Genomic DNA, 20,552 nt, shown 5'->3' on the forward strand with positions numbered 1-20,552 from the left:
TGTGGGCGCGGGCTTGTGTGGGAGCGGGCTTGCTCGCGAGTACGGTGTGTCAGCCAATACATTCGGCACTGATCCACCGCTTTCGCGAGCAAGCCCGCTCCCACATTTGATCTTTATTCAGGCTTCGGGAACGCCTTTTTCCCACGCCGACCAGTTCTTCAGAATCGCTTGTACCAGCGGATTACCGGTGCGATACAGGTTCTCCAGCGCCGGCACAAATCCGCCCTGGTCCGCATACTTCAGCAGGTTGTCCACTTCGCTGTAGCCCGGGTACGGCCGATCAAAGTCGGAACCGGCCCGCACCACCGCCAGGCGATTGATATCCACCAACCCTTCACGGCTGGCCCGCAGCAACGCTTCATAGGTGGAGTTGTCTTCCTGCTGGGTGGTGCAGTACACGCCTTTATTGTCGGTCAGCAATTTGGTCCAGACCTCGGCGCGCTCACTCAGGCGCGTCCCGGAGAACCAGGTATTGCCCGCCAGGGTGTCGCACTGGGTGACCTGCGGCGGCTGATTGGCCGGCGCGTACGGATAGTGTTTGCGCCAGGCCGTGGACTCCTTGCTTTCACTGAGCTCGACTTTTTGCGACAGCGCAAACGCCTTGGCTTGCAGCTTGGGATTGAGCTCGAACACTTCGGTCTTGTAGTCCAGCGGCGGCTTCTCGTTCGGCCCCTTGGTATTGATGCCGATATAGCCGGTCGGCCAGTCCTTCGGCGCGTCCCGTGAATCCAGTTCCCATTGGGTTCCGAATTCCACCAGGTAATGGGCCCACGCGGCGGTGCCGATGGTGCCATGGTGCGGGTTGATCCCGGCGATCCCGGCGATCAGGAAGTAGCTCTGGCGCAGGTCGAACTTGGGCGACAACGCCAGCGCCAGGGTCGAGGCGGCAGCGTTGGTCTGGCCCATGCCGGTCACCAGCAGGCACACGTCCTGGGTGTTGCAGCGGATCACTGGATACTCGGCCGACAAGCCTGGCACGCGAACTTCCTGCTTGAGTTCCAGGCGGTCGATCCAGTTCTGCGCTTCGGGGGCGAACATGGTGATCAGCATCACCTTGGGCTTGATCGGGGCCGGGGCATCAGCCAGCACGACATGCGGCAACAGCGCCCCGGCGGCCAGGCCGATGGCGATTGAAAGGCGGGTAAAGGTCTTCATCTACTGCTCCTTGTTCACACTCAGAATTGATAGCCCACACCGGCGTAGTAACCCCAGCCGTTGGAGCGGGCGCGGAAATTGCCGTCGCCAAAGTTCAGCTCGCTGCCGTCTTCCCAGTTGCCGCCGTTGTGGAAGTAACGGCCTACCAGGGTGAAACGCAGGTGAGTGAACGAATACAACAGCACGTTTGTTGCAACCAGGGAGTTGGCGGTGCGCGCGGGGTTGTCTTTGTGCAGATCCGAGCCGAAATCGTAGTTGGTGAAGCCGATATAGGTCAGCGACGCACCATTGTCGAAGCTGCCGATGGGCACGATGTATTTCATCTGCGCACGGTAGCCGTCCCATGAGTATTCGTTGCTGGCGCCGTAGTTTTCCCACTGGTAACGGCCATAGAAGTTGGCCGACAGGTTGACCCGCGAGTGGGTCTCGATGTCGGTGCCCAGGCCGCTGTACAAGGTGTTGGCACGGTTGTCCTTGTTGCTGCCGTGGTCGTAGATCCAGTCAAACGCTACATACCATTCCTTGAACGGGCCGATGGCCAGGCTGCGACCGGCCAGGTAGTCGATGGAGATGCGCGGTTCGTGCTCCATGAACACCGGCGAGCCGTGGTCCCACGCGCCTTTGTCGTTGCTGTTGCCGATCCCGAAGATCTTCGGGATGTCGACGTAGCCATACAGTTCGAACGGGCCCTTGCGGCCGAAGTATTCGTACTCCAGGTACACGTCATCGGCGGGTTTGGGGCCGAAGCTGATGTCTTTGCTGCCGATCACCGTCAGGTCCTGGTTGAACCAGTCCGACAGGTACACGCCTTTTTTCGACGGGCTGGCTTCCGGGGCCAGGGCTTCGCCCTGTGCTGAGTCATCGGTGGGTTTTTCCTGCGCCAAAATGGGTCCGCTGAGTACTCCCGTAACGGCAGCCAGTAGCAGGGAAACAGCAAAAGGGGTAGCCGACGCGGATCGTCTGGAAGTGGGTTGCATTGAAAATCCCTGTTCGTACGCGGTTGGGGCCCGATTCTTCGGGTTGAGGTGAACCTGGTTGCCAAGTTCGTTCCGCAAACGTTTGCATAGGTTGTACCAATTTGTGTCAATTGCATGAAGGAATTGAGAAAAGTGGGAAATAGTCGGCCTTTTGGTCAGAAACGTAACGGACCGGGTAAAGGCGTGTGTGGCATCCTGCAGGACCTCGCACTGGGAGTCGCCCGATGTTCGATCACTATTTGAAACGCTGGAACCTGACACCCGAGGGTGACGCCATCATCACCCCCGGCAGCGACCTGCTGCCGGTGCGCTGGGACGGGCAGCCGGCGATGCTCAAGATCGCCCGCGAGCCCGAGGAAAAGCTCGGCGGCGAATTGATGACTTGGTGGGCCGGCAAGGGCGCCGCCCGCGTGTTTTTCCATGACGGCGATGCCGTGGTGATGGAGCGCGCAACCGGCCCGGGTTCGCTGATGCACATGGCCCTCAACGGCCAGGACGATGAAGCCAGCCGCATTGCCTGCGCCACCGTGGCGTTGTTGCATGCGCCGCGCCCGTCGCCACCGGCGGGCTTGCACTCATTGGAGCTCTGGTTCCGCTCCCTGTGGCTCGCCGCTGAGGGTAAAGGCGGGCGGATACGCGAGTGTGCCGCCACGGCGCGCAGCCTGCTGGCGTCACCTCAGGAACCGGTGGTGCTGCACGGTGATGTGCACCACGACAACATCCTCGATTTCGGCCCCCGGGGCTGGCTGGCGATTGATCCCAAGCGGGTGGCCGGCGAGCGTGGCTATGACTACGCGAATTTGATCTGCAATCCGGATTTGCCCACTTGCACCGATCCGGCGCGATTTACACGCCAGGTCGAGATCATCGCCGGGGCTGCGGGCCTGGAGCGCCAGCGCCTGTTGCAATGGGTGGTGGCGCACGCCGGTTTGTCGGCGGCGTGGTTTCTGGAGGATGACCAGCGACACCGCGCCGATGGGGAGCTGGAAGTGGCACGCCTGGCTCAATGCGCCTTGGTAAACGGCAGCGCCTGATCACCATTGCGGTTAAACAGGTACATCGCGGTTTCCCGGCGATATTCGCTGGGCGTCTGGTTCATCTCGATGCGAAAGTGCCGGTTGAAGTTGGAGAGGTTGGCGTAACCCACTTCAAAGCAGATATCGGCCACTGACATCTCGCTTTGCAGCAACAGGCGGCAGGCGCGCTGCACCCGGAACTTGCGCATCAGGTCGATAAAGCCGTGGCCGGTGACGCGCTTGAAGAACCGCGAGAAGCCTGGCTCGCTCATGTCCAGCCGTTGGGCGATCACCGACAGCCGCAGGTCGCCGGTCAATTCCGTCATCAGGTATTCGAAGGCCTTGTGGATACGCTCCGAGCTGCGGGCATCCAGGCTTGGCGTGTAGCAGGCACTGGCCAGGCAATGGGCTTCCCCGGAGGGGGCCTGCCCCAAGGTATGCAGTAACTGGATGAACAGAATCAGGCGCGCGAGCCCCTGAGCAGGGCCGATGGATTCCAGCAGTTGCGCGGCCTTCAGGGCGGTTTCACCGGTGAATTCCAGGCCGCGCCGGGCCCGGTCAAACAGGCCTTGCAGGTCGCCCAGCTCGGGCAGCGTGGTGCGCAGGGCCAGCAATGCGGCGCCGTCGAACTGCAACACCACATCGCGCCCCGTCAGGTACTCGCCGGGGGCCAGGTCGCCGATCCAGTCGTGGGGCAGGTCGGGGCCGATCAGTGCGACATGGCCGGCGCCAAACGCACCGATATAGTCGCCCGCCACGAGCTTGCCGCTGCCCTGGCGGATCAGGTGGATTTCAAATTCGGGGTGATGGTTCCAGCGGGCGAGCTCGAACGGATAGTCATGTTCGTACCAGCGAAAGCCATGCTCGGGCTCGGCAAGAATCACTTCCAGCTCGGCGGGGCGCTGCTCGAAAAGGGCGGATCGGCTTGCAGGCATGGGCTTGGCCCTTCTGGGCTTTTTGGAATGGCACCAAAATACGCCCTTTGTTCAAGTAGCCGCTACCCCGGGTTTTGCCCGCCACTGATACTTTTTTGATCTTGGCGATGCGGTTAAAAAAGTATCAGCCGGGCATCCGCCAGTCGTTTGTCCGGCGTTGGGCAAGCTGCTGTAATCGGGCCGTCAACAACAAAAACAATAAGTGGAAACCGCCATGTTCAAGCTTCCGAAAGCGCTGTTCCTGCTCTCCGGCCTCACTCTGGCGATGGCCAGTCACGCGGCCGAAACCGTGACCATCGCCACGGTCAACAACAGCGACATGATCCGCATGCAGCGCCTGTCCAAGGTGTTCGAAGAGCAGCACCCCGAGGTGAAACTAAACTGGGTGGTGCTCGAAGAAAACGTCCTGCGCCAACGCCTCACCACCGACATCGCGACCCAGGGCGGCCAATTCGACGTACTGACCATCGGCACCTATGAAACCCCGCTGTGGGGTGCCAAACACTGGCTGGAGCCGATCACGCCGCTGCCCGCCGACTACGACGTGGAAGACATCTTCCCCGCGGTACGCCAGGGCCTGTCGGTGAACAACACCCTCTACGCGTTGCCGTTCTATGGCGAAAGCACCGTCACCTATTACCGCACCGACCTGTTCAAGCAGGCCGGCCTGGCGATGCCCGAGCATCCGACCTGGACCCAGCTGGGGACGTTCGCCGCCAAGCTCAACCAGCCCGCCAAGGACCAATACGGCATGTGCCTGCGGGGCAAGGCCGGCTGGGGTGAAAACATCGCGTTGCTGAGCACCATGGCCAACGCCTTTGGTGCACGCTGGTTCGACGAACAATGGAAACCCGAGCTGACCAGTCCCGAGTGGACGGCGGCGGCGAACTTCTACGTCAACACCCTGAAAAACTATGGCCCGCCGGGCGTCTCCAGCAACGGTTTCAACGAAACCCTGGCGCTGTTCAACAGCGGCAAATGCGCGATCTGGGTCGACGCCAGCGTTGCCGGCTCGTTCACCACCGATAAAACCCAAAGCAAAGTCGCCGACAGCGTGGGTTTTGCCGCCGCACCGACCGAGGTCACCGACAAGGGTTCGTCGTGGCTGTACGCCTGGTCCCTTGCGATCCCGGCCACCTCCAAACACAAGGACGCCGCCAAGGCCTTCATCACCTGGGCCACCTCCAAGGAATACATCCAGCTGGTAGCGGATAAGGACGGCATCACCAACGTACCGCCGGGCACGCGCCAGTCCACCTACAACGCGGCGTACCTGGCCGCAGCGCCGTTCGCCAAGGTGACCTTGCAGATGATGCAACACGCCGACCCCGCGCACCCGTCGGCCAAACCCGTGCCGTACGTGGGCATCCAATACGTGACGATCCCCGAGTTCCAGGCCATCGGCACCTCGGTGGGCAAGCTGTTTTCGGCAGCGCTCACCGGCGGCATGACGGTCGACAAGGCACTGGCCGAGGCGCAGTCCACCACCGAGCGTGAAATGAAACGCGCCGGCTACCCGAAATAATCACCTCAGGGACACTGCATTGATGAAACGACTGGAAGGTAAAAGTGCGCTGGTCACCGGCAGCGCGCGGGGCATTGGCCGGGCGTTTGCCCAGGCCTACATCAACGAAGGCGCGACCGTCGCCATCGCCGACATCAACCTGGAGCGGGCGCGGGCCACCGCCACGGAGCTGGGCCCGAAAGCCTACGCGGTGGCGATGGATGTCACCGACCAGGCGTCCATCGATGCCGCGATTGCCGCCGTGGTGGCGCAGGCCGGCAAGCTCGACATCCTGATCAACAACGCCGCCTTGTTCGACCTGGCGCCCATCACCGACATCACCCGCGAGAGCTTCGACCGGCTGTTCTCGATCAACGTCGCCGGTACCTTGTTCACCTTGCAGGCGGCGGCCCGGCAGATGATCAAGCAGGGGCATGGCGGCAAGATCATCAACATGGCCAGCCAGGCCGGGCGCCGGGGTGAGCCTCTGGTGGCGGTGTACTGCGCGACCAAGGCGGCGGTGATCAGCCTCACGCAATCGGCGGGGCTGAATCTGATCAAACAGGGCATCAACGTGAACGCCATCGCGCCGGGAGTGGTGGACGGCGAACATTGGGACGGGGTGGACGCGATGTTTGCCAAGCACGAAGGGCTGCCGCTGGGCGAGAAGAAAAAGCGCGTAGGAGCAGAGGTACCGTTTGGGCGGATGGGGACTGCCGAGGATTTGACCGGAATGGCGGTTTTCCTCGCGTCCAAAGAGGCCGACTACGTGGTTGCCCAGACCTACAACGTCGACGGCGGCAACTGGATGAATTGAGCGGGACGCAGCTCCTCGAACCATCGCAGATCAAAAAAGGTGGGAGCGGGCTTGCTCGCGAAAGCGGTGTATCAGTCAATCTATCCGGCGACTGACACTCCGCATTCGCGAGCAAGCCCGCTCCCACAGTTGATCTTCATTGCCCCGGGAAGGGGGCTTGGTCTTATTCGGCAAAGCTGCGATCAAAGAAGTACACCGCCCCAGGCTTCAGATTCTCCACTGTCGCCTGCGGCCGTCCGCCCTCGCCATGCTTCTTGCGCCCCGTCTCCCGCAAAAAACCGGCCTCGGTCAACTTCAGCAACCGCTGGCGAATACTGGTCTTCAGCACCGGCCGCGCCAATACCAGCGAAAAGATCGTAGTCGCCTCCGGCGCACTGAACTCATTGCCCAAAAACATCAATGGCAAGCTGCTGTACAGCGACTTGGAAAACAGCCTTTCCTGTACCGCTGCCACAATCGCGTTGTGATCGAAGGGCAGCTTGACCCCGCCAGTCGCCACGGCATCAACAGAGCACCACTTTTGATGCCCCCCCAGCTCCACCTCATCAGCCACGATCGCCAGGTAATAGGTCGACGACGACCAGCAGCGCGGATCGCGAAACGCATCGCCCACCGTCCCCACTTGCTCATACCAGGCCAGCGGCAACCCAACCTTGTCACTGGCCCGCAACCGCTCCACGGCATCCTGCAGGCTCAGATCTTGCACGCCGCCATTCACCACTACACCGGGCAAGGCCCAGTGCCCGGCGAAGGGCTCGGCGTCGCGCTGGTTGAGCAATATCTTCAGTTCCCCGGATGCACGGCAATAGAACAGCACGCACAAGTCCACGGTGTGCAGGTAGGCGCTAAGGGTTGGGGCGTGGTCTGGCATGTCGGGTCCTGTTGGCAGCGGTGGGGCACAGTCTAACGGATCAAACGGGTATGTCGTGTACTTGATCCAGGATAGATAACAAAATGTTTCTTGTCATGAAAGTACATGACGTGTACTTTTATATCCAGGCCACAGGAGAACACGACCATGACCGTCTCTAAGAACGCTATCGCCTCATTCGACGTTGACGCCCAGAAGAGCTTCACACCGCTGTGCCCCAACGAATTGCCGGTCGCTGGTGGTGACCAGATCGGCGCCGAGCTCAATTACATGGCCAGCCTCGCCGCGCGCCGTGTCGGCAGCAAGGACGCCCATACCCCGCACGCGCCCTGGGTGGTGCAACAGCACAGCGAGATGCTGCAACCCACCGGGCTGGTACATGCCGATGTCACCTGGGTCGCCCACTGTGTGCCCGGCACCGAAGGTTTCACCCTGTTGGACGAATTGCCCACGCCCTATGACTACGACTACTTCATCTGGAAGGGCGTCGAACCCGACCTGCATCCCTACGGCGCCTGCTACCACGACCTCCACGACAAACTCTCTACCGGCGTCATCGAATACCTCAATGCCCAGGGCATCCAGCGTGTGATTGTCGGCGGCCTGGCCCTGGACTACTGCGTCAAGACCACCGCCTTGCAACTGCTCAAGGCCGGTTTCGAGGTGATCCTGCACCTGCCGGCATGCCGTGGCATCAGCGAGGAGGGCGGTGTGCAGGCGGTCAGCCATCTGCAACAAGCAGGCATTGTAATTACCCGCAATCGGGAAGAACTGGCCGCGATGGCCGCGCGTTAAGGAGTACCTCATGGAAAGTGCATACGACTACGAAAACGCTGTGATCCAGGGCCTGCTGGACACCGACTACTACACCTTCACCATGATGCAGGCCGTATTGCACCAGCACCCGAATGTCGATGTGGAATACCAGTTCATCGTCCGCTCCAGAGAGAAACTGGGGCACCTGATTCCCGAGTTGCGGGTGGAGCTGGAAAAACTCGCCGGCCTCAGCATGCGCGAAGGCGAGCTGCGCTTTCTGTTCAACCAGCGCCGTGAGTACTTGACCCCGGATTTCGAGCGCTTCCTGGGGCTGTTCCGCTTCAACCTGCGCTATATCCACGTCAGTGAAATCGACGGCCAACTGAACGTCCGCGTGGTCGGCCCGATGCTGCACTGCATCATGTTCGAACAGCCGGTATTGGCCCTGGTCAGCGAGCTGCGCAACCGCGACAAATACCCCGACGTCAGCCTCGAAGACGTCACCCGCAAGCTCTACCAGAAATTCGACTGGCTGGAGAAAAACCTCACCCGCGACGAACTGGCTGACCTGCGTGTCTCGGACTTCTCCACCCGCCGGCGGTTGTCGTTCAAGGCCCAGCGTGAAGTGGTCGACATCATGCGCCGCGACTTTCCCGGCCAGTTCATCGGCACCAGCAATGCGCACCTGGCCTACGAATTCGACCTGCCGCTGATCGGCACCATGGCCCACCAGTGGCTGATGGTGCACCAGCAACTGGGGCGGCTGCGGGAAAGCCAGAATGCGGCGCTGGAAAACTGGGTGCGCGAATACCGTGGGCGCTTGGGTATCGCCCTGACCGACTGCATCAGCACCGACTTTTTCCTCAAGGATTTCGACCTGTACTTTGCCAAGCTGTACGACGGTTTGCGCCAGGACTCCGGTGACCCGATCGTCTGGGCCGACAAGGTGTTGGCCCGCTACAAGGAGCTGGGCATCGACCCGATGACCAAGGACCTGATGTTCTCCGATGGCCTGAATTTCGAGAAATGCCTGCCGATCCTGCGGCACGTGCGGGGCAAGGCCAAGTTCGGCTTTGGCATGGGCACCAGCCTGGCCTGTGATGTCGACGGAGTGGAGCCGCTGAGCATCGTGATGAAACTGGTGCGGGTGCACGGCGAGCCGGTGGTGAAATTCTCCGATGACCCGATCAAGAACGTCTGCGAAGACGCCTCGTTCCTGCAGTATGCGGCGCAGGTGTTCAACGTCGGCAACGTCAATCCGCAACTGGGGGTGTGACATGGACACTCAGGCACGTATCGCACAAGAACTGAAGATCAACCGGCTGCTCGGCAAGGGAGGCGAGGGCGCTGAGCTGCAACGGCGCATCGACTTCATCAAGGGCACCTTGCGCCAGTCCGGCTGCCATGCGCTGGTGCTGGGCATCAGTGGCGGTGTCGACTCACTGACCGCCGGGCGGCTGTGCCAACTGGCAGTGGAACAACTGCGCAACGAAGGCTACGAGGCGCGGTTTATTGCCATGCGCCTGCCCTATAAAACCCAGGCGGACGAGCGCGACGCCCAGGCTTCCCTGGACTTTATCGCACCGGACCGTATCGAGACGCTGAACATCGCCGCCTGCGTCGACGGGCTGATGGGCAGCCTGTCTGCCGCGCAAGCCAGCGCTGAACGCATCGACTTTATCAAGGGCAACGTCAAGGCCCGGGCGCGGATGATGGCGCAGTACGCCGTGGCGAACCTGCACAACGGCCTGGTGGTGGGCACCGACCATGGCGCGGAGGCGCTGATGGGGTTTTTCACCAAGTTCGGTGACGGCGCCTGCGACCTGGCGCCGCTCTCAGGGCTGACCAAGACCCAGGTGCGCCTGCTGGCCAGCGCCCTTGGCGGGCCACGGCAGTTGGTGGCCAAGGCACCGACCGCCGACCTGGAAGAACTGGCACCGGGCAAGCCGGATGAGTTGGCGTATGGCTGCAGCTATGACGAGATCGACCGCTACCTGATGGGCGAGGCAGTGAGTGAGCGGGTGAGGGCGATTGTCGAGAGCGCCTACCTCAAGACCGCCCACAAGCGAGCATTACCGGCTGTTCCCGACTAAGACTTCCTGTTCCTTCCCGGCACTGTTGACGTTGACCGTACGCGCCACACTCACGCGGTCACCGTCAAACCCGCACACCACCCGATCGCGAAACGCGGTTTGCGGGTAGATCCAGGTCATCTCCAGCGTCCTGGTATCCAGCCAGCGCGCGCCGGCAACGATCTGCGCATCCTTGAACTCATAACCGTGGTGCAACGCCCGGCCCGGCATGTTGGTGGTGCCGGCGATCCAGTGATCAATCCCCACCTCTAGGGCATGAGTCGCCTTGCTGTCGGTCAGTTGGAAGCGCAGTACATTGCCTTCGACGGCGAACGCCAATTGCTGCACATCCAGCCCGTTGGGCTCTACCTGATACACGCCCGTGAAATCTCTCGGCCCTGCACACGCTGAAAGCAACTCAGGCCGCTGTGCCATGCTCGCCAGACGTTGCTCCAACCGTGAATCCGCTTCGGCTTTGACCGTGCAATCATCGCCAAACGCCGCCGGAAAATGCCGCTCGACAAACGGAATCAGCTCCGCCGAATTCTTCATCCCGCCGATCACCACCAGCGTTGCACCGTACTCGCGGAACACCATCGCCATCTGCACAAACACCCCGACAGCGCTGAAGGTGTGTGCCGGTTTCATCATCCAGTGATAACCGTAGCGGCTGTCCGGCCCGCCTTGTGGTCGGGTGGCCGCTGCAACCCAGGCCGCCGGTAGAACCTGCTTGCCATCCCACACGCCGCCTTGTGCATGCAGCACACCCAGCTTGAGCATGGCCGAGGTCGGCGCCTTCAAGCCATTGCCGCCGGGATTCACGCCATCGGGGCCGATGTCCCAGCTTTCATTATGGATATCCAGCGGTACAAACAGCCGGGGCTTGAGGTACGCGTGCAAGGTTTGCCCGGTGACCTTATTGATCAGCGCCGAGAGCATGTAGCTGGCCGCACTTGTATAGACGTAGGTGGTGCCCGGTGCATAGGCCAGCGGGATTTTGAAGAACTCGGCAATCCAGCTGGTCTCGATCCCCCGCCACACTGAACCCGAGGTATTGGCGGCGTGGCCGGTGCGCATGGTCAGCAGGTGTTCTACGGTCATGTCCGCCAGGCGCGGGTCGGCATCCACCGGCACACACTCCGCAAAGAACGCCACCAGCCGGTCATCCAGTTTCAGCAAGCCTTCATCCACGGCCAGGCCAATGGCGCAGGCGGTGAAGCTCTTGGCCACCGAGTGCAATACCCGCGGCTCGTTGGGGTCCACCGGCCAGCTCCAGCCTTCGGCGACCACGTGGCCGTGGCGGTGCAGCATCAGGCCTTGCAGGTCGAGGCCGGCCGCTTTCACTTCATCGAGAAAGGCAATCAGGTGCTCGGGATCAACGCCGACGCTGCTGGCGCTGGCGCGGGACAAACCATCGTAGGACATGGGCATAAACAGGCTCGTAGGGGGAGGGAAATCAACGGCTGCGGTGCACCAGCCGCGAATAGGAAATCAGCATGCTGGTCAGTTCCTGGCTGACGCTGGTGAGCGGCGACGAACGGCGGCTGATCAGGCATACATCGCGGGTCGCCAGCGGTTCTTCGATGGCGATGGTGGTCAGGGCGCTGGAGAACAGCTTCATCCCCGGCAGCATGCGCGGTTCGATGGTCAGGTAATCGGTTTCCGAAACGATGTGCAGGGTTTCCAGCAACGAATCAGTGGTGATCGCAATCTTTGGCGGCGCCAGGCCCTGGGTACGGAACAGCTCGATCAAGCGGTTCTCCGCGCCGCCCACTACGCCGGCCGGGCGTACGCTGATCCACTGGCAGTCGGTGAGGGCTTGCACGGATTTTGCGTGGGCCTGCGGGTGGCCCTTGCGCGCAATGATGCCGGCGTTTGAGCTGTAGAGGCGGTCGATGGCCAGGTCGATATCGGCCACGTTGGGCGCCAGCGGGCACAAGACGAAATCCAGGCGGCCATCGCGGACTTTTTCCACCAGGCCCTTGGTGGTGCCGCTGGCCACGTGCACCTGCATGCGCGGGAAGCGCTGGGTGAAGTTGCTCAGTACCGGCAGCAGCAATTCGGCCAAGGGTTCGGAGGTGACGCCCAGGGCGATATGGCCTTCGGGCTCGCCTTTCCAGGGTTGCAGGTCGAGCAGGGCACGTTCGCAGTCGAGAGTGATGGAACGGGCACGGGCCAGGAACACCTCGCCGGCCGGGGTCAGGTTGATGCCTTGGTTGGAGCGTTGCAGCAGCACCACCCCGAGTTCCTTTTCGAGGGTCTGGATTGACTGGGTCAATGTGCTTTGGGCCACATCCAACTGACGTGCGGCCGAGCGGAAGCTGCCTTTTTCAACCACGGAGCAGAACGCGCGAAGATGGGTGAGGGTCATGACGGTGGGCTCGCTCAGTGCTGCATTTAAACCATTGAATGCCAGCCAGCTTATCTGATGACTATAGGTGAGCACAGATCGGTCTGGATGATCGCGATCATTATTTTTGATCAGGAAAACCCCATCTTTTCCAGCTCAAGGCCCTGATTTCTCGGTACGGTAAGGCCAGGGCAACCCACGGACGGTTGATGATCGGATAAACCGAGCCCGATCACTCGGAGCGTTCTTCTCAAGTTGATCGGGGGGCGAATAAGATCGGTCCAGGAACATTCGCAAACCGTAATCAGCGACTAAAACAACAACAACTATTCAGGTGTTCGGCCGTGCCTCTTTTTGGGTCCTGCCAGCGTCCGAACCCAAGCGTAAGGATCATTCAAGGTGCATTTATCATGAACAAGACTTTATTCCTGGCTGGCGCCTTGTCCGCCGCGCTGGTGGGCACTGCCCACGCCGAGAATCTATTGAAAGTCGCGTTGAACGCCGACATTCGCAGCACCGAGCCAGGCGTCAACCGTGACACCAATTCCGACGCCGTCATCTTGCACATTACCGAAGGACTGGTGGCCTTCCGTGAAGATGCCACCGTCGGCCCGCTGCTGGCCAAGGACGTGCAGGTGTCCGACGACGGCCTGCGCTACACCTTCCACCTGCGCAACGGGGTCAAGTTCCAGAACGGTGCGCCACTGACCTCCGCCGATGTGCTGTGGACCTGGAAACACTACCTCGACCCGAAAACCCAATGGCGCTGCGCCCCTGAATTCGACGGCCATGGCGGCGCGAAAATCGTCGACATGAGCGCCCCGGACCCACTCACCGTGGTGTTTACCCTGGACAAGCCCAACGGCCTGTTCCTCACCAGCACCGCGCTGCCGGAGTGCGGTGGCAGCGGCATCCTGCACCCCGACTCGGTGGTCGACGGCCAGTGGAAAGCCCCCATCGGCACCGGCCCGTTCCGCCTGGGCGAGTGGAAGCCCGGCCAATACATCGACCTGCTGCGCAACGCCAACTACACCCCGCGCGACGAGAAAGAGCCGGATGGCTACACCGGCAATAAAACCACGACCCTCGACCGCGTGCGCCTGCTGGTGATCCCGGACCCGGCGGCGGCCAAGGCGGCCTTGCTGTCGAAGAACGTCGACCTGCTGATTGACGTCACGCCGCTGGACGCCACCGAACTGGCTGCCAACCCCGGCATCAAGGTCACCTCCAGCGGCACCATGTCGGTCAACGCGTTGCTGTTCCAGACCCGCGACCCCTTGCTCAAAGATGTGCGCCTGCGCCAGGCCATCGCCCATTCGCTGGACGCCGCACAAATCGTCGCCGCCCTGACCGGTGGCCGTTCCCAGGCCAACAATTCGATGGTCGCCAGTGGCAGCCACTACCACCAGGCAATCGAGAACCAGGGCTTCGATTTCGACCCGGCCAAGACCGCCCAACTGCTGCGGGAAGCTGGCTATAAAGGCCAGCCAATCAAACTGATCGTCAACAAGCGCTACGCCGCGATCTTCGACATGGGCGTGTTCGTGCAAGCCATGGCCAAGGCCAGCGGCATCAACCTGGAACTGGAAACCCTGGAGTGGGGCACCCAGCTGGAGCGCTACCAGACCGGCAACTACCAGATGATGGCGTTCCCGTATTCCGAACGCCTTGACCCGGCCCTGAGTTTCGACTCGATGACCGGCGACAAGGACAAGGAAGCGCGCAAGGTCTGGGACAACCCCCAGGCCCAGGAATGGCTGCGTGAAGCCCAGCGCGAAGGCGATATCAGCAAGCGCCAGGCGCTGTTCGACCAACTGCATCAGCAGATGCTCAAGGACGTGCCGATGATCCCGATGTACAACGGCAACGCCATCGCCGCCAGCCGTGATTACGTCAAAGGCCTGCGCACCTGGCCGGTGTCCAAGCCGCGTCTGTGGACCGTCAGCGTTCCTGCGACCGGGAGTAACTGAGGATGTTGCGTTTCATCTTTCAACGGCTGGCGATGTCGATCCCGACCTTGCTGCTGATCTCGCTGATGGTGTTCGCGATCATCCGCCTGGTGCCCGGTGATCCGGCGCTGCTGATGCTCGGCGACATGGCCGATGCCCACAGCCTGGAGGTCGCCCGTGCGTCCCTGGGCCTGGACCAGCCGCTGCCGCTGCAGTTTGTGATCTGGCTCAAGGCGGTGCTCAGCGGCGACCTCGGGCATTCCATCACCACCAATGAAGCGGTGTTGCCGCTGATCCTTGACCGCTTCCAGGTGAGTGCCGGGATCGTGCTGGTCTCGGTGTTGCTCGCGGCGTTGATTGCGGTACCGGCGGGCTTGCTCTCGGCGTGGAAACAGAACAGTTCCCTGGACTTTGGCGTGGTCTCCACCGCGACCCTGTTGCTGTCGATCCCGAGTTTCTGGCTGGGCCTGCTGTTGCTCTACGCGTTCGGCATCAAGCTCGGCTGGCTGCCGGTGGTGGGTTACGTGTCATTCGGCCAATCGCCGTGGCAGGCCTTGAGTTTTATCGTGCTGCCGATTGTCACGCTGACGTTGGTGGAACTCGGCGCGATCACCCGCATGGCCCGGGCCAGTGCAATTGAAGTGCTGCGCCTGGAATACATCACCCATGCCCGCGCCAAGGGTTTGTCGGAGCGGGCGGTGTTGTGGCGCCATGCGCTGCGCAACTCGTTTGCACCGACCCTGACCCTGATCGGCCTGATCCTCGGCAACCTGCTCAGCGGCATCGCGGTGCTCGAAACCGTGTTCACCCTGCCAGGTATCGGCCGGCTGATGGTCGACGCCATCTACGCCCGGGACTACCCCGTGCTGCAAGGCTGCCTGCTGCTGGTGACCTTTGTTTATGTGCTGGTCAACCTGTTGGTGGACCTGCTGTACCCGCTCTTCGACCCCAGGGTTAAGTTATGAATAAGCCTCTACCTGTCGCACCCGAGGTGCTGTTGCCGGCACCGGCGCGTGCCCCCAGGGCCTGGCGTGTGCCGCCGCTGAACGCGCTGATCGGTGCGCTGCTGCTGGCCTTGTTGTTGATCATGGCCTTGCTGGGCCTGGTCTGGACGCCCCATGACCCGTTGGCCTTGAACCTGCTGGCGCGCTTGCAGGCGCCCACCGCCGCGCACTGGCTGGGCACTGACGAGTACGGTCGCGACGTGCTGAGCCGCCTGATGATCGGCGCGCACACCAGCCTGTGGGTGAGTGTGTTGACGGTGACGCTGGCGATCACCGCCGGCACGGTACTGGGCCTGCTGGCCGGGTTCCTGCGGGGCTGGGTCGACCGGGGCTTGATGATGGTCAACGATGCGTTGCTGGCGTTTCCCGGGATCCTGCTGGCCCTGGGCTTGATGGCGATCATCGGCCCGAGCCTGTACGGCATCGTGTTTGCCTTGAGCCTGGCCTACACACCGTCGGTGGTGCGGGTGGTGCGCGGCACGGTGTTGTCGTTGCGCGAGAAAGAGTTTGTCGAAGCCTCGCGGGTTATCGGTAACTCCGAGCTGTACACCATGCTGCGGCACATCGCGCCGAACTGCGTGGCGCCGGTGTGCGTGCTGGCCACCAGTATGTTCGGCTGGGCGATTCTGGCGGAAAGCTCCCTGAGCTTCCTCGGCCTGGGCGTCCCGCCGCCGGCCGCCACCTGGGGCAACATGCTCGCCGCCAGCCGGCCGTATATCGCCACGGCCAGCTGGCTGGGGCTGTTTCCCGGTGTCTGCATCGCCATGGCGTTGCTGGCGTTCAACCTGTGCGGCGATGCCTTGCGCGATCGTCTCGACCCGCGGATGAGTAAATGACCATGACTGACATCCTTCTGGCAGTCGACAAGCTGAAAATCCGCGTGGGGGCCAACGGCCCGCTGGCGGTCAATGACCTGAGCTTCACCATCGCCCCCGGCGAAATCGTGGCGCTGGTGGGCGAGTCCGGCAGCGGCAAGACCATGGCCGCCCGCGCCGCCATCGGCCTGCTGCCACCGCCGCTTGAGCAATGCAGCGGCCAGGTGCGTTTCCAGGGCCATGACCTGGGCAGCCTTGCGCCGGAGCAATTGCGCCAGTTGCGCGGGGCGAAGATCGGCATGGTGTTCCAGGAACCCATGGTGTCCCTCAACCCGTCCATGAGCATCGGCGAGCAAATGGCCGAGGGCCTGCGCCTGCACACCAGGCTGAGCGATGCGCAGATCCGCGAGCGCAGCCTGGAGATGCTCGGGCATATCGGCATCAAGGACGCCGAGCGTTGCCTGGCGGCGTTTCCCCACGAGTTCTCCGGCGGCATGCGCCAGCGCATCATGCTCGCCTCGGTGATGCTGCTGCGCCCGGCCTTGCTGATTGCCGACGAGCCCACCACGGCCCTGGATTGCCTGGCGCAACTGGACGTGTTGAAACTGATGCTCGACCTTACCCGCGAGCAGGGCACGGCGATCCTGTTTATCAGCCACGACCTGTCGCTGGTGGCGCGCTACGCCGACAAAGTGGTGGTGATGCGCGAAGGCCGCGCGGTGGAGCAGGGCACCATCGAGCAGATCCTGCTGGCGCCCAAGGCCGAGTACACCCGGCAACTGCTCGAGGCCCTGCCGCGGCGCGGCACCCTGGCAGCCTTGCCCAAGGCGGACCGGCCGTTGCTGACGGTCAAGGACGTGTGCATCGAGCACCCGGGGCCGCGCAGCCTGTGGGGCCGCAGCCAGTTCAAGCGGGTGGTGCATTCGGCAAACCTGTCCATCGCCCCGGGGGAAACCCTGGCGCTGGTGGGCGGCAGCGGCTCGGGCAAGACCACCCTCGGCCGGGCGATTGTCGGCCTGAACAGCCCGTGTTCCGGTGCCATCGAGTTTGAGGGCGTGGACATTCTCAAGGCTGGCAACCGTGACCATCGCCTGCAATGCCAGATGATTTTCCAGGACCCGTATTCGTCCCTCGACCCGCGCATGAAGATTGGCGACATCCTCGCCGAACCCCTGCGCCATGTGCCCGGCATGACGCCCGCGCAGCGTCGTGAGCGGGTGGCGAAAACCCTGGTGGACATCGGCCTGGCGGAACAGTTTGTCGACCGCTTCCCGCACCAGTTGTCCGGTGGCCAGCGTCAACGCGTGGCCATTGGCCGGGCGCTGGTGCGGCACCCGCGACTGGTGATTGCCGATGAGCCGATCTCGGCGTTGGACATGACCATCCAGAAGCAGATTCTTGAGCTGTTCGAGCGCCTGCAGGCGCAGTACGGCTTTGCCTGCCTGTTCATCTCCCACGACCTGGCGGCGGTGGAACGCATCGCCCACCGGGTGGCGGTGATGAGCGAGGGCAGGGTGGTGGAAATGGGTGCCCGCGACGAGATCTTCGACCGCCCGCAGCACCCCTACACCCGCAAGCTGCTGGCCGCCGCCAGCCCCTTGGAGAAACTTGAAAACGGTGGCTACCGCATCCGCCAGGGCCCCGTACCGCTAGCGCTATAACCCAGGACTGACGTCACCCGCCGCGCAAATCGCCGATTTGCGCGAACGGCGAAGCCATGCCCGAAGAACAATAAAAACACCAACCCCCACCCCACTGCCAGGAGCTAAAAAAATGAAAAAATCCCTGACTCAACTCATCACCGGCGTCGGCGTTGTCAGCAGCGGGCTGGTCCCGTCACTGGCCCATGCAGACTTCATCAAGGACAGCAGCGGTACGCTGGACTTGAAGAACTACTACTTCAACCGTGACTACCGCGAGGCCGCTTCCCAGTCGATGCGCGCCGAGTGGGCCCAAGGTTTTATCCTCGGTATCAAGTCCGGTTTCACCGAAGGCACCGTGGGCTTCGGCCTGGACCTGACCGGCATGCTGGGGGTGAAACTCGACTCCAGCCCGGGGCTGTCCGGTACCGGTTTGCTGCAGCGTGACAGCGACAAGAATGTCTCCGACGAGTACTCCAAGCTTGGGGTGACCGCCAAGGCCCGCTTCGCCAAAAGCGAGCTGCGTGTGGGCTACCTGGTGCCGGACCTTCCGATCCTGCAACCCAACACCAGCCGTCTGTTTCCGCAGTCCTTCAGCGGCACCCAGCTGGTGTCCAACGATATCAGCAACCTGAAAATCACCCTCGGGCAGATCGACCAGGCCAAGGACCGTGACTCCACCAACTACGAAGACATGAAGCTGACCACGGTGAGCAAGGTCTACAAGAGCACCGCCCTGAGCGACCAGTTCCGCTTTGCCGGTGGCGACTACTCGCTGACCCCAAACACCTTGCTCAGCTACCACTTCGCGGCGCTGGACAGCATCTACCAGCAGCAATACGTGGGCTTCAAGAACAACTTCGGCCTGGGGCCGGGCACGCTGAAAACCGACGTGCGCTACTTCAAGTCGGACAAGGACGGCGCGGGCCTGGCGGGCAAGGTCGACAACAGCGCCTTGAGCAGCCGCCTGACCTACCAGTACGGCGGCCACAGCATCGGCGGCGGCTTCCAGCAGCAATACGGCACCACGCCGTTTACCTACCTGGACGGCTCCATCACCTACCTGTTCACCGAGTACCAGTTCAGCAACTTCACCCAAACCAGGGAGCGAGCCTGGCACGCCCGCTACGACTACAACTTCGCCGATCTCGGCTTGCCCGGCCTGTTGTTTGGGATCAAGTACGCCAAGGGTGATTCGGCTGAAGTGCTCGGCTTCAACCGCGAAGGCCGCGAGTGGGAGCGCGACCTGGACCTGGGCTACGTAGTGCAGAACGGGCCCTTCAAGGGCGTGTCGATGCGCTGGCGCAATGCGCTGAGCAAAGGCAACTACTTCAACGACGTTAACGAGAACCGCGTGATGCTGGGTTACACCCTGGCGCTCTGGTAACCACCCACTGTGGGAGCGGGGTTGCCCGCTCCCACACTGATCGGATTACCAGATCAAGATAGTGTGGGCCGCCCTTACAGACGATCACGCCGGCTCGTTAATATTTCTTCAGCGTTCATCACTCGAATATCGAGATTTCCGGTTTATGAAACTTAAATCACACCCCTTGCTGCAAGCGACACCAGGTACCCACAGGCACGTGGACAGTGAGCATTACGGTGCAATGGGTGCAAGTCGAAAAATCTATATCCAGGCGGCGCTGCATGCCGACGAAACTCCGGCGCTGCTGGTGGCCGCGCACCTGCGCCGGCAATTGGCAGAACTGGAAAATGCCAACCGGCTGAATGCGCAAATCGTGCTGGTGGCCGTGGCCAACCCCACCGGACTGAGCCAATACATCATGGGCGCGCCCAGCGGGCGTTTCGAACTGGGCAGCGGGCGTAATTACAACCGGGGCTTTCCGGTGCCGTACCAGGCAATCGCCGACAGGATCGAGCACCTGCTGGGCCAGGACATCGACGCCAACCGCCAACTGATCCGCCAGGCCTGGGGCGAATGTCTGCTGGACGCGGCGCCGCTGGACGAATTCCAGTCGCTGCAACGCACCCTGATGCTGCTGGCCCACGATGCCGACATCGTGCTGGACCTGCACTGCTCCCGCGAAGCGGCGATGCATGTGTACACCGGCGAGGCAGTGTGGGCGACCGTGGAGCCGCTGGCGCGCTACATCGGCTCTGAAGCCTCGTTGCTGGCCACCGATTCCCAGGCCAACTCGTTCGATGAGGCGCTGTACCTGCTGTGGGTCAACCTGCGTGAGCGGTTTGGCGATCGGTTTCCGATTCCGGACAGCAGCGTGGCGGTGACCGTCGAGCATCGTGGCCAGCGGGATGTGTCCTATGAACTGGCAGAACATGACGCCACGGCGATCATTGATTACCTGACCCACCTGGGCGCGGTTGAAGGCGCGCCACGGCCTTTGCCAGCCCTGCGCAACCCGGCGACGCCGTTGGCCGGCAGCGAACAGTTTTATGCGCCATGCGCCGGGGTGCTGGTACACCGGGCGGCGGTGGGCAGTCGCATCGAGGCCGGGCAGGCGTTGTTCGATATCGTTGATCCCCACAGTGGGCAGGCCACCACGGTTTGCAGCCACAACACCGGCGTGTTGTACATGCGCCGCGACGTGCGCTTTGTGAAGCCGGGGGATCCGCTGGGCCGGGTGTCCGGTGCCACGCCGATTCGCAGCGGCAAGCTACTCAGCGCCTGATTTGCCAGCTATGGAATACGGTCAAAATGTGGGAGCGGGC

The 20,552-nt window shown here is 62.3% G+C and carries 18 protein-coding genes; 12 read left to right on the top strand and 6 right to left on the bottom strand.

What is annotated here, in order from left to right; all coding sequences use genetic code 11:
* Window positions 1-117: 117 nt before the first annotated feature.
* Window positions 118-1,155, bottom strand: coding sequence for a purine nucleoside permease (locus tag HX814_RS01215; protein ID WP_102369313.1), 1,038 nt, complete (start codon window positions 1,153-1,155; stop codon window positions 118-120).
* A gap of 20 nt (window positions 1,156-1,175) precedes the next feature.
* On the bottom strand, window positions 1,176-2,132 hold the full coding sequence (locus HX814_RS01220) for a nucleoside-specific channel-forming protein Tsx (protein WP_032899590.1): 957 nt from the start codon (window positions 2,130-2,132) through the stop codon (window positions 1,176-1,178).
* Window positions 2,133-2,356: 224 nt separating this feature from the next.
* Here HX814_RS01220 and HX814_RS01225 point away from each other — a divergent pair, with 224 nt between their 5' ends.
* Window positions 2,357-3,166, top strand: a complete 810-nt coding sequence (locus HX814_RS01225; protein ID WP_008437070.1) for an aminoglycoside phosphotransferase family protein — start codon at window positions 2,357-2,359, stop codon at window positions 3,164-3,166.
* Here the strand turns inward: HX814_RS01225 and HX814_RS01230 are convergent.
* Window positions 3,136-4,083, bottom strand: a complete 948-nt coding sequence (locus HX814_RS01230) for an AraC family transcriptional regulator (RefSeq protein ID WP_102604796.1) — start codon at window positions 4,081-4,083, stop codon at window positions 3,136-3,138. The genes HX814_RS01225 and HX814_RS01230 overlap by 31 nt on opposite strands.
* Window positions 4,084-4,348: 265 nt before the next feature.
* Between HX814_RS01230 and HX814_RS01235 the strand changes: the two genes are divergently transcribed.
* Both HX814_RS01235 and HX814_RS01240 read left to right on the top strand, forming a co-directional pair.
* On the top strand, window positions 4,349-5,608 hold the full coding sequence (locus HX814_RS01235; protein ID WP_371318513.1) for a sugar ABC transporter substrate-binding protein: 1,260 nt from the start codon (window positions 4,349-4,351) through the stop codon (window positions 5,606-5,608).
* Between the two features lie 22 nt (window positions 5,609-5,630).
* A complete protein-coding gene (locus tag HX814_RS01240) occupies window positions 5,631-6,404 on the top strand; it encodes an L-iditol 2-dehydrogenase (protein ID WP_003208119.1) in 774 nt (257 codons plus the stop codon).
* Window positions 6,405-6,567: 163 nt separating this feature from the next.
* Here HX814_RS01240 and HX814_RS01245 read toward each other — a convergent pair whose 3' ends face one another.
* Entirely contained in the window at window positions 6,568-7,275 is a 708-nt protein-coding gene (locus tag HX814_RS01245) for an NUDIX hydrolase (protein WP_008437074.1), read from the bottom strand.
* A 147-nt stretch (window positions 7,276-7,422) separates the two neighbouring features.
* Here HX814_RS01245 and HX814_RS01250 point away from each other — a divergent pair, with 147 nt between their 5' ends.
* The 3 genes from HX814_RS01250 to nadE are packed head-to-tail and all read left to right on the top strand — an operon-like array spanning window position 7,423 to window position 10,124.
* Window positions 7,423-8,070, top strand: a complete 648-nt coding sequence (locus tag HX814_RS01250) for a nicotinamidase (RefSeq protein ID WP_177008239.1) — start codon at window positions 7,423-7,425, stop codon at window positions 8,068-8,070.
* Window positions 8,071-8,080: 10 nt separating this feature from the next.
* Window positions 8,081-9,307, top strand: a complete 1,227-nt coding sequence (gene pncB / locus HX814_RS01255) for a nicotinate phosphoribosyltransferase (RefSeq protein WP_003208126.1) — start codon at window positions 8,081-8,083, stop codon at window positions 9,305-9,307.
* A gap of 1 nt (window position 9,308) precedes the next feature.
* Window positions 9,309-10,124: an ammonia-dependent NAD(+) synthetase gene (nadE, locus tag HX814_RS01260; RefSeq protein ID WP_087694155.1), complete on the top strand. Its 816-nt coding sequence runs from the start codon at window positions 9,309-9,311 to the stop codon at window positions 10,122-10,124.
* Here the strand turns inward: nadE and HX814_RS01265 are convergent.
* Both HX814_RS01265 and HX814_RS01270 read right to left on the bottom strand, forming a co-directional pair.
* Window positions 10,104-11,534, bottom strand: a complete 1,431-nt coding sequence (locus HX814_RS01265; RefSeq protein ID WP_177008238.1) for a serine hydrolase — start codon at window positions 11,532-11,534, stop codon at window positions 10,104-10,106. The two genes, nadE and HX814_RS01265, sit on opposite strands and share 21 nt — an antisense overlap.
* Before the next feature lie 25 nt (window positions 11,535-11,559).
* Entirely contained in the window at window positions 11,560-12,474 is a 915-nt protein-coding gene (locus tag HX814_RS01270) for a LysR substrate-binding domain-containing protein (protein ID WP_003208132.1), read from the bottom strand.
* Window positions 12,475-12,863: 389 nt separating this feature from the next.
* Between HX814_RS01270 and HX814_RS01275 the strand changes: the two genes are divergently transcribed.
* The 6 genes from HX814_RS01275 (at window position 12,864) to HX814_RS01300 (ending at window position 20,512) form a co-directional block, all read left to right on the top strand.
* The gene (locus HX814_RS01275; RefSeq protein WP_177008237.1) at window positions 12,864-14,423 is read left to right on the top strand and encodes an ABC transporter substrate-binding protein; all 1,560 of its coding nucleotides are present in this window, start codon (window positions 12,864-12,866) and stop codon (window positions 14,421-14,423) included.
* Window positions 14,424-14,425: 2 nt separating this feature from the next.
* Window positions 14,426-15,367: an ABC transporter permease gene (locus HX814_RS01280; protein WP_003208135.1), complete on the top strand. Its 942-nt coding sequence runs from the start codon at window positions 14,426-14,428 to the stop codon at window positions 15,365-15,367.
* Complete coding sequence (locus HX814_RS01285) at window positions 15,364-16,242, top strand: ABC transporter permease (protein ID WP_168197512.1); 879 nt, start codon at window positions 15,364-15,366, stop codon at window positions 16,240-16,242. The genes HX814_RS01280 and HX814_RS01285 overlap by 4 nt, the downstream gene beginning before the upstream one ends.
* Complete coding sequence (locus HX814_RS01290; RefSeq protein ID WP_023658920.1) at window positions 16,239-17,882, top strand: ABC transporter ATP-binding protein; 1,644 nt, start codon at window positions 16,239-16,241, stop codon at window positions 17,880-17,882. The genes HX814_RS01285 and HX814_RS01290 overlap by 4 nt, the downstream gene beginning before the upstream one ends.
* A 112-nt stretch (window positions 17,883-17,994) precedes the next feature.
* Window positions 17,995-19,248 (top strand): OprD family porin, encoded by a 1,254-nt coding sequence (locus HX814_RS01295; RefSeq protein WP_008437109.1) that lies wholly within the window; start codon window positions 17,995-17,997, stop codon window positions 19,246-19,248.
* Between the two features lie 145 nt (window positions 19,249-19,393).
* Window positions 19,394-20,512, top strand: coding sequence for a succinylglutamate desuccinylase/aspartoacylase family protein (locus HX814_RS01300; RefSeq protein ID WP_177008236.1), 1,119 nt, complete (start codon window positions 19,394-19,396; stop codon window positions 20,510-20,512).
* Window positions 20,513-20,552 lie beyond the last annotated feature (40 nt).

It is taken from the genome of Pseudomonas sp. C8002 (genome assembly GCF_013385765.1).
Lineage (GTDB): Bacteria > Pseudomonadota > Gammaproteobacteria > Pseudomonadales > Pseudomonadaceae > Aquipseudomonas.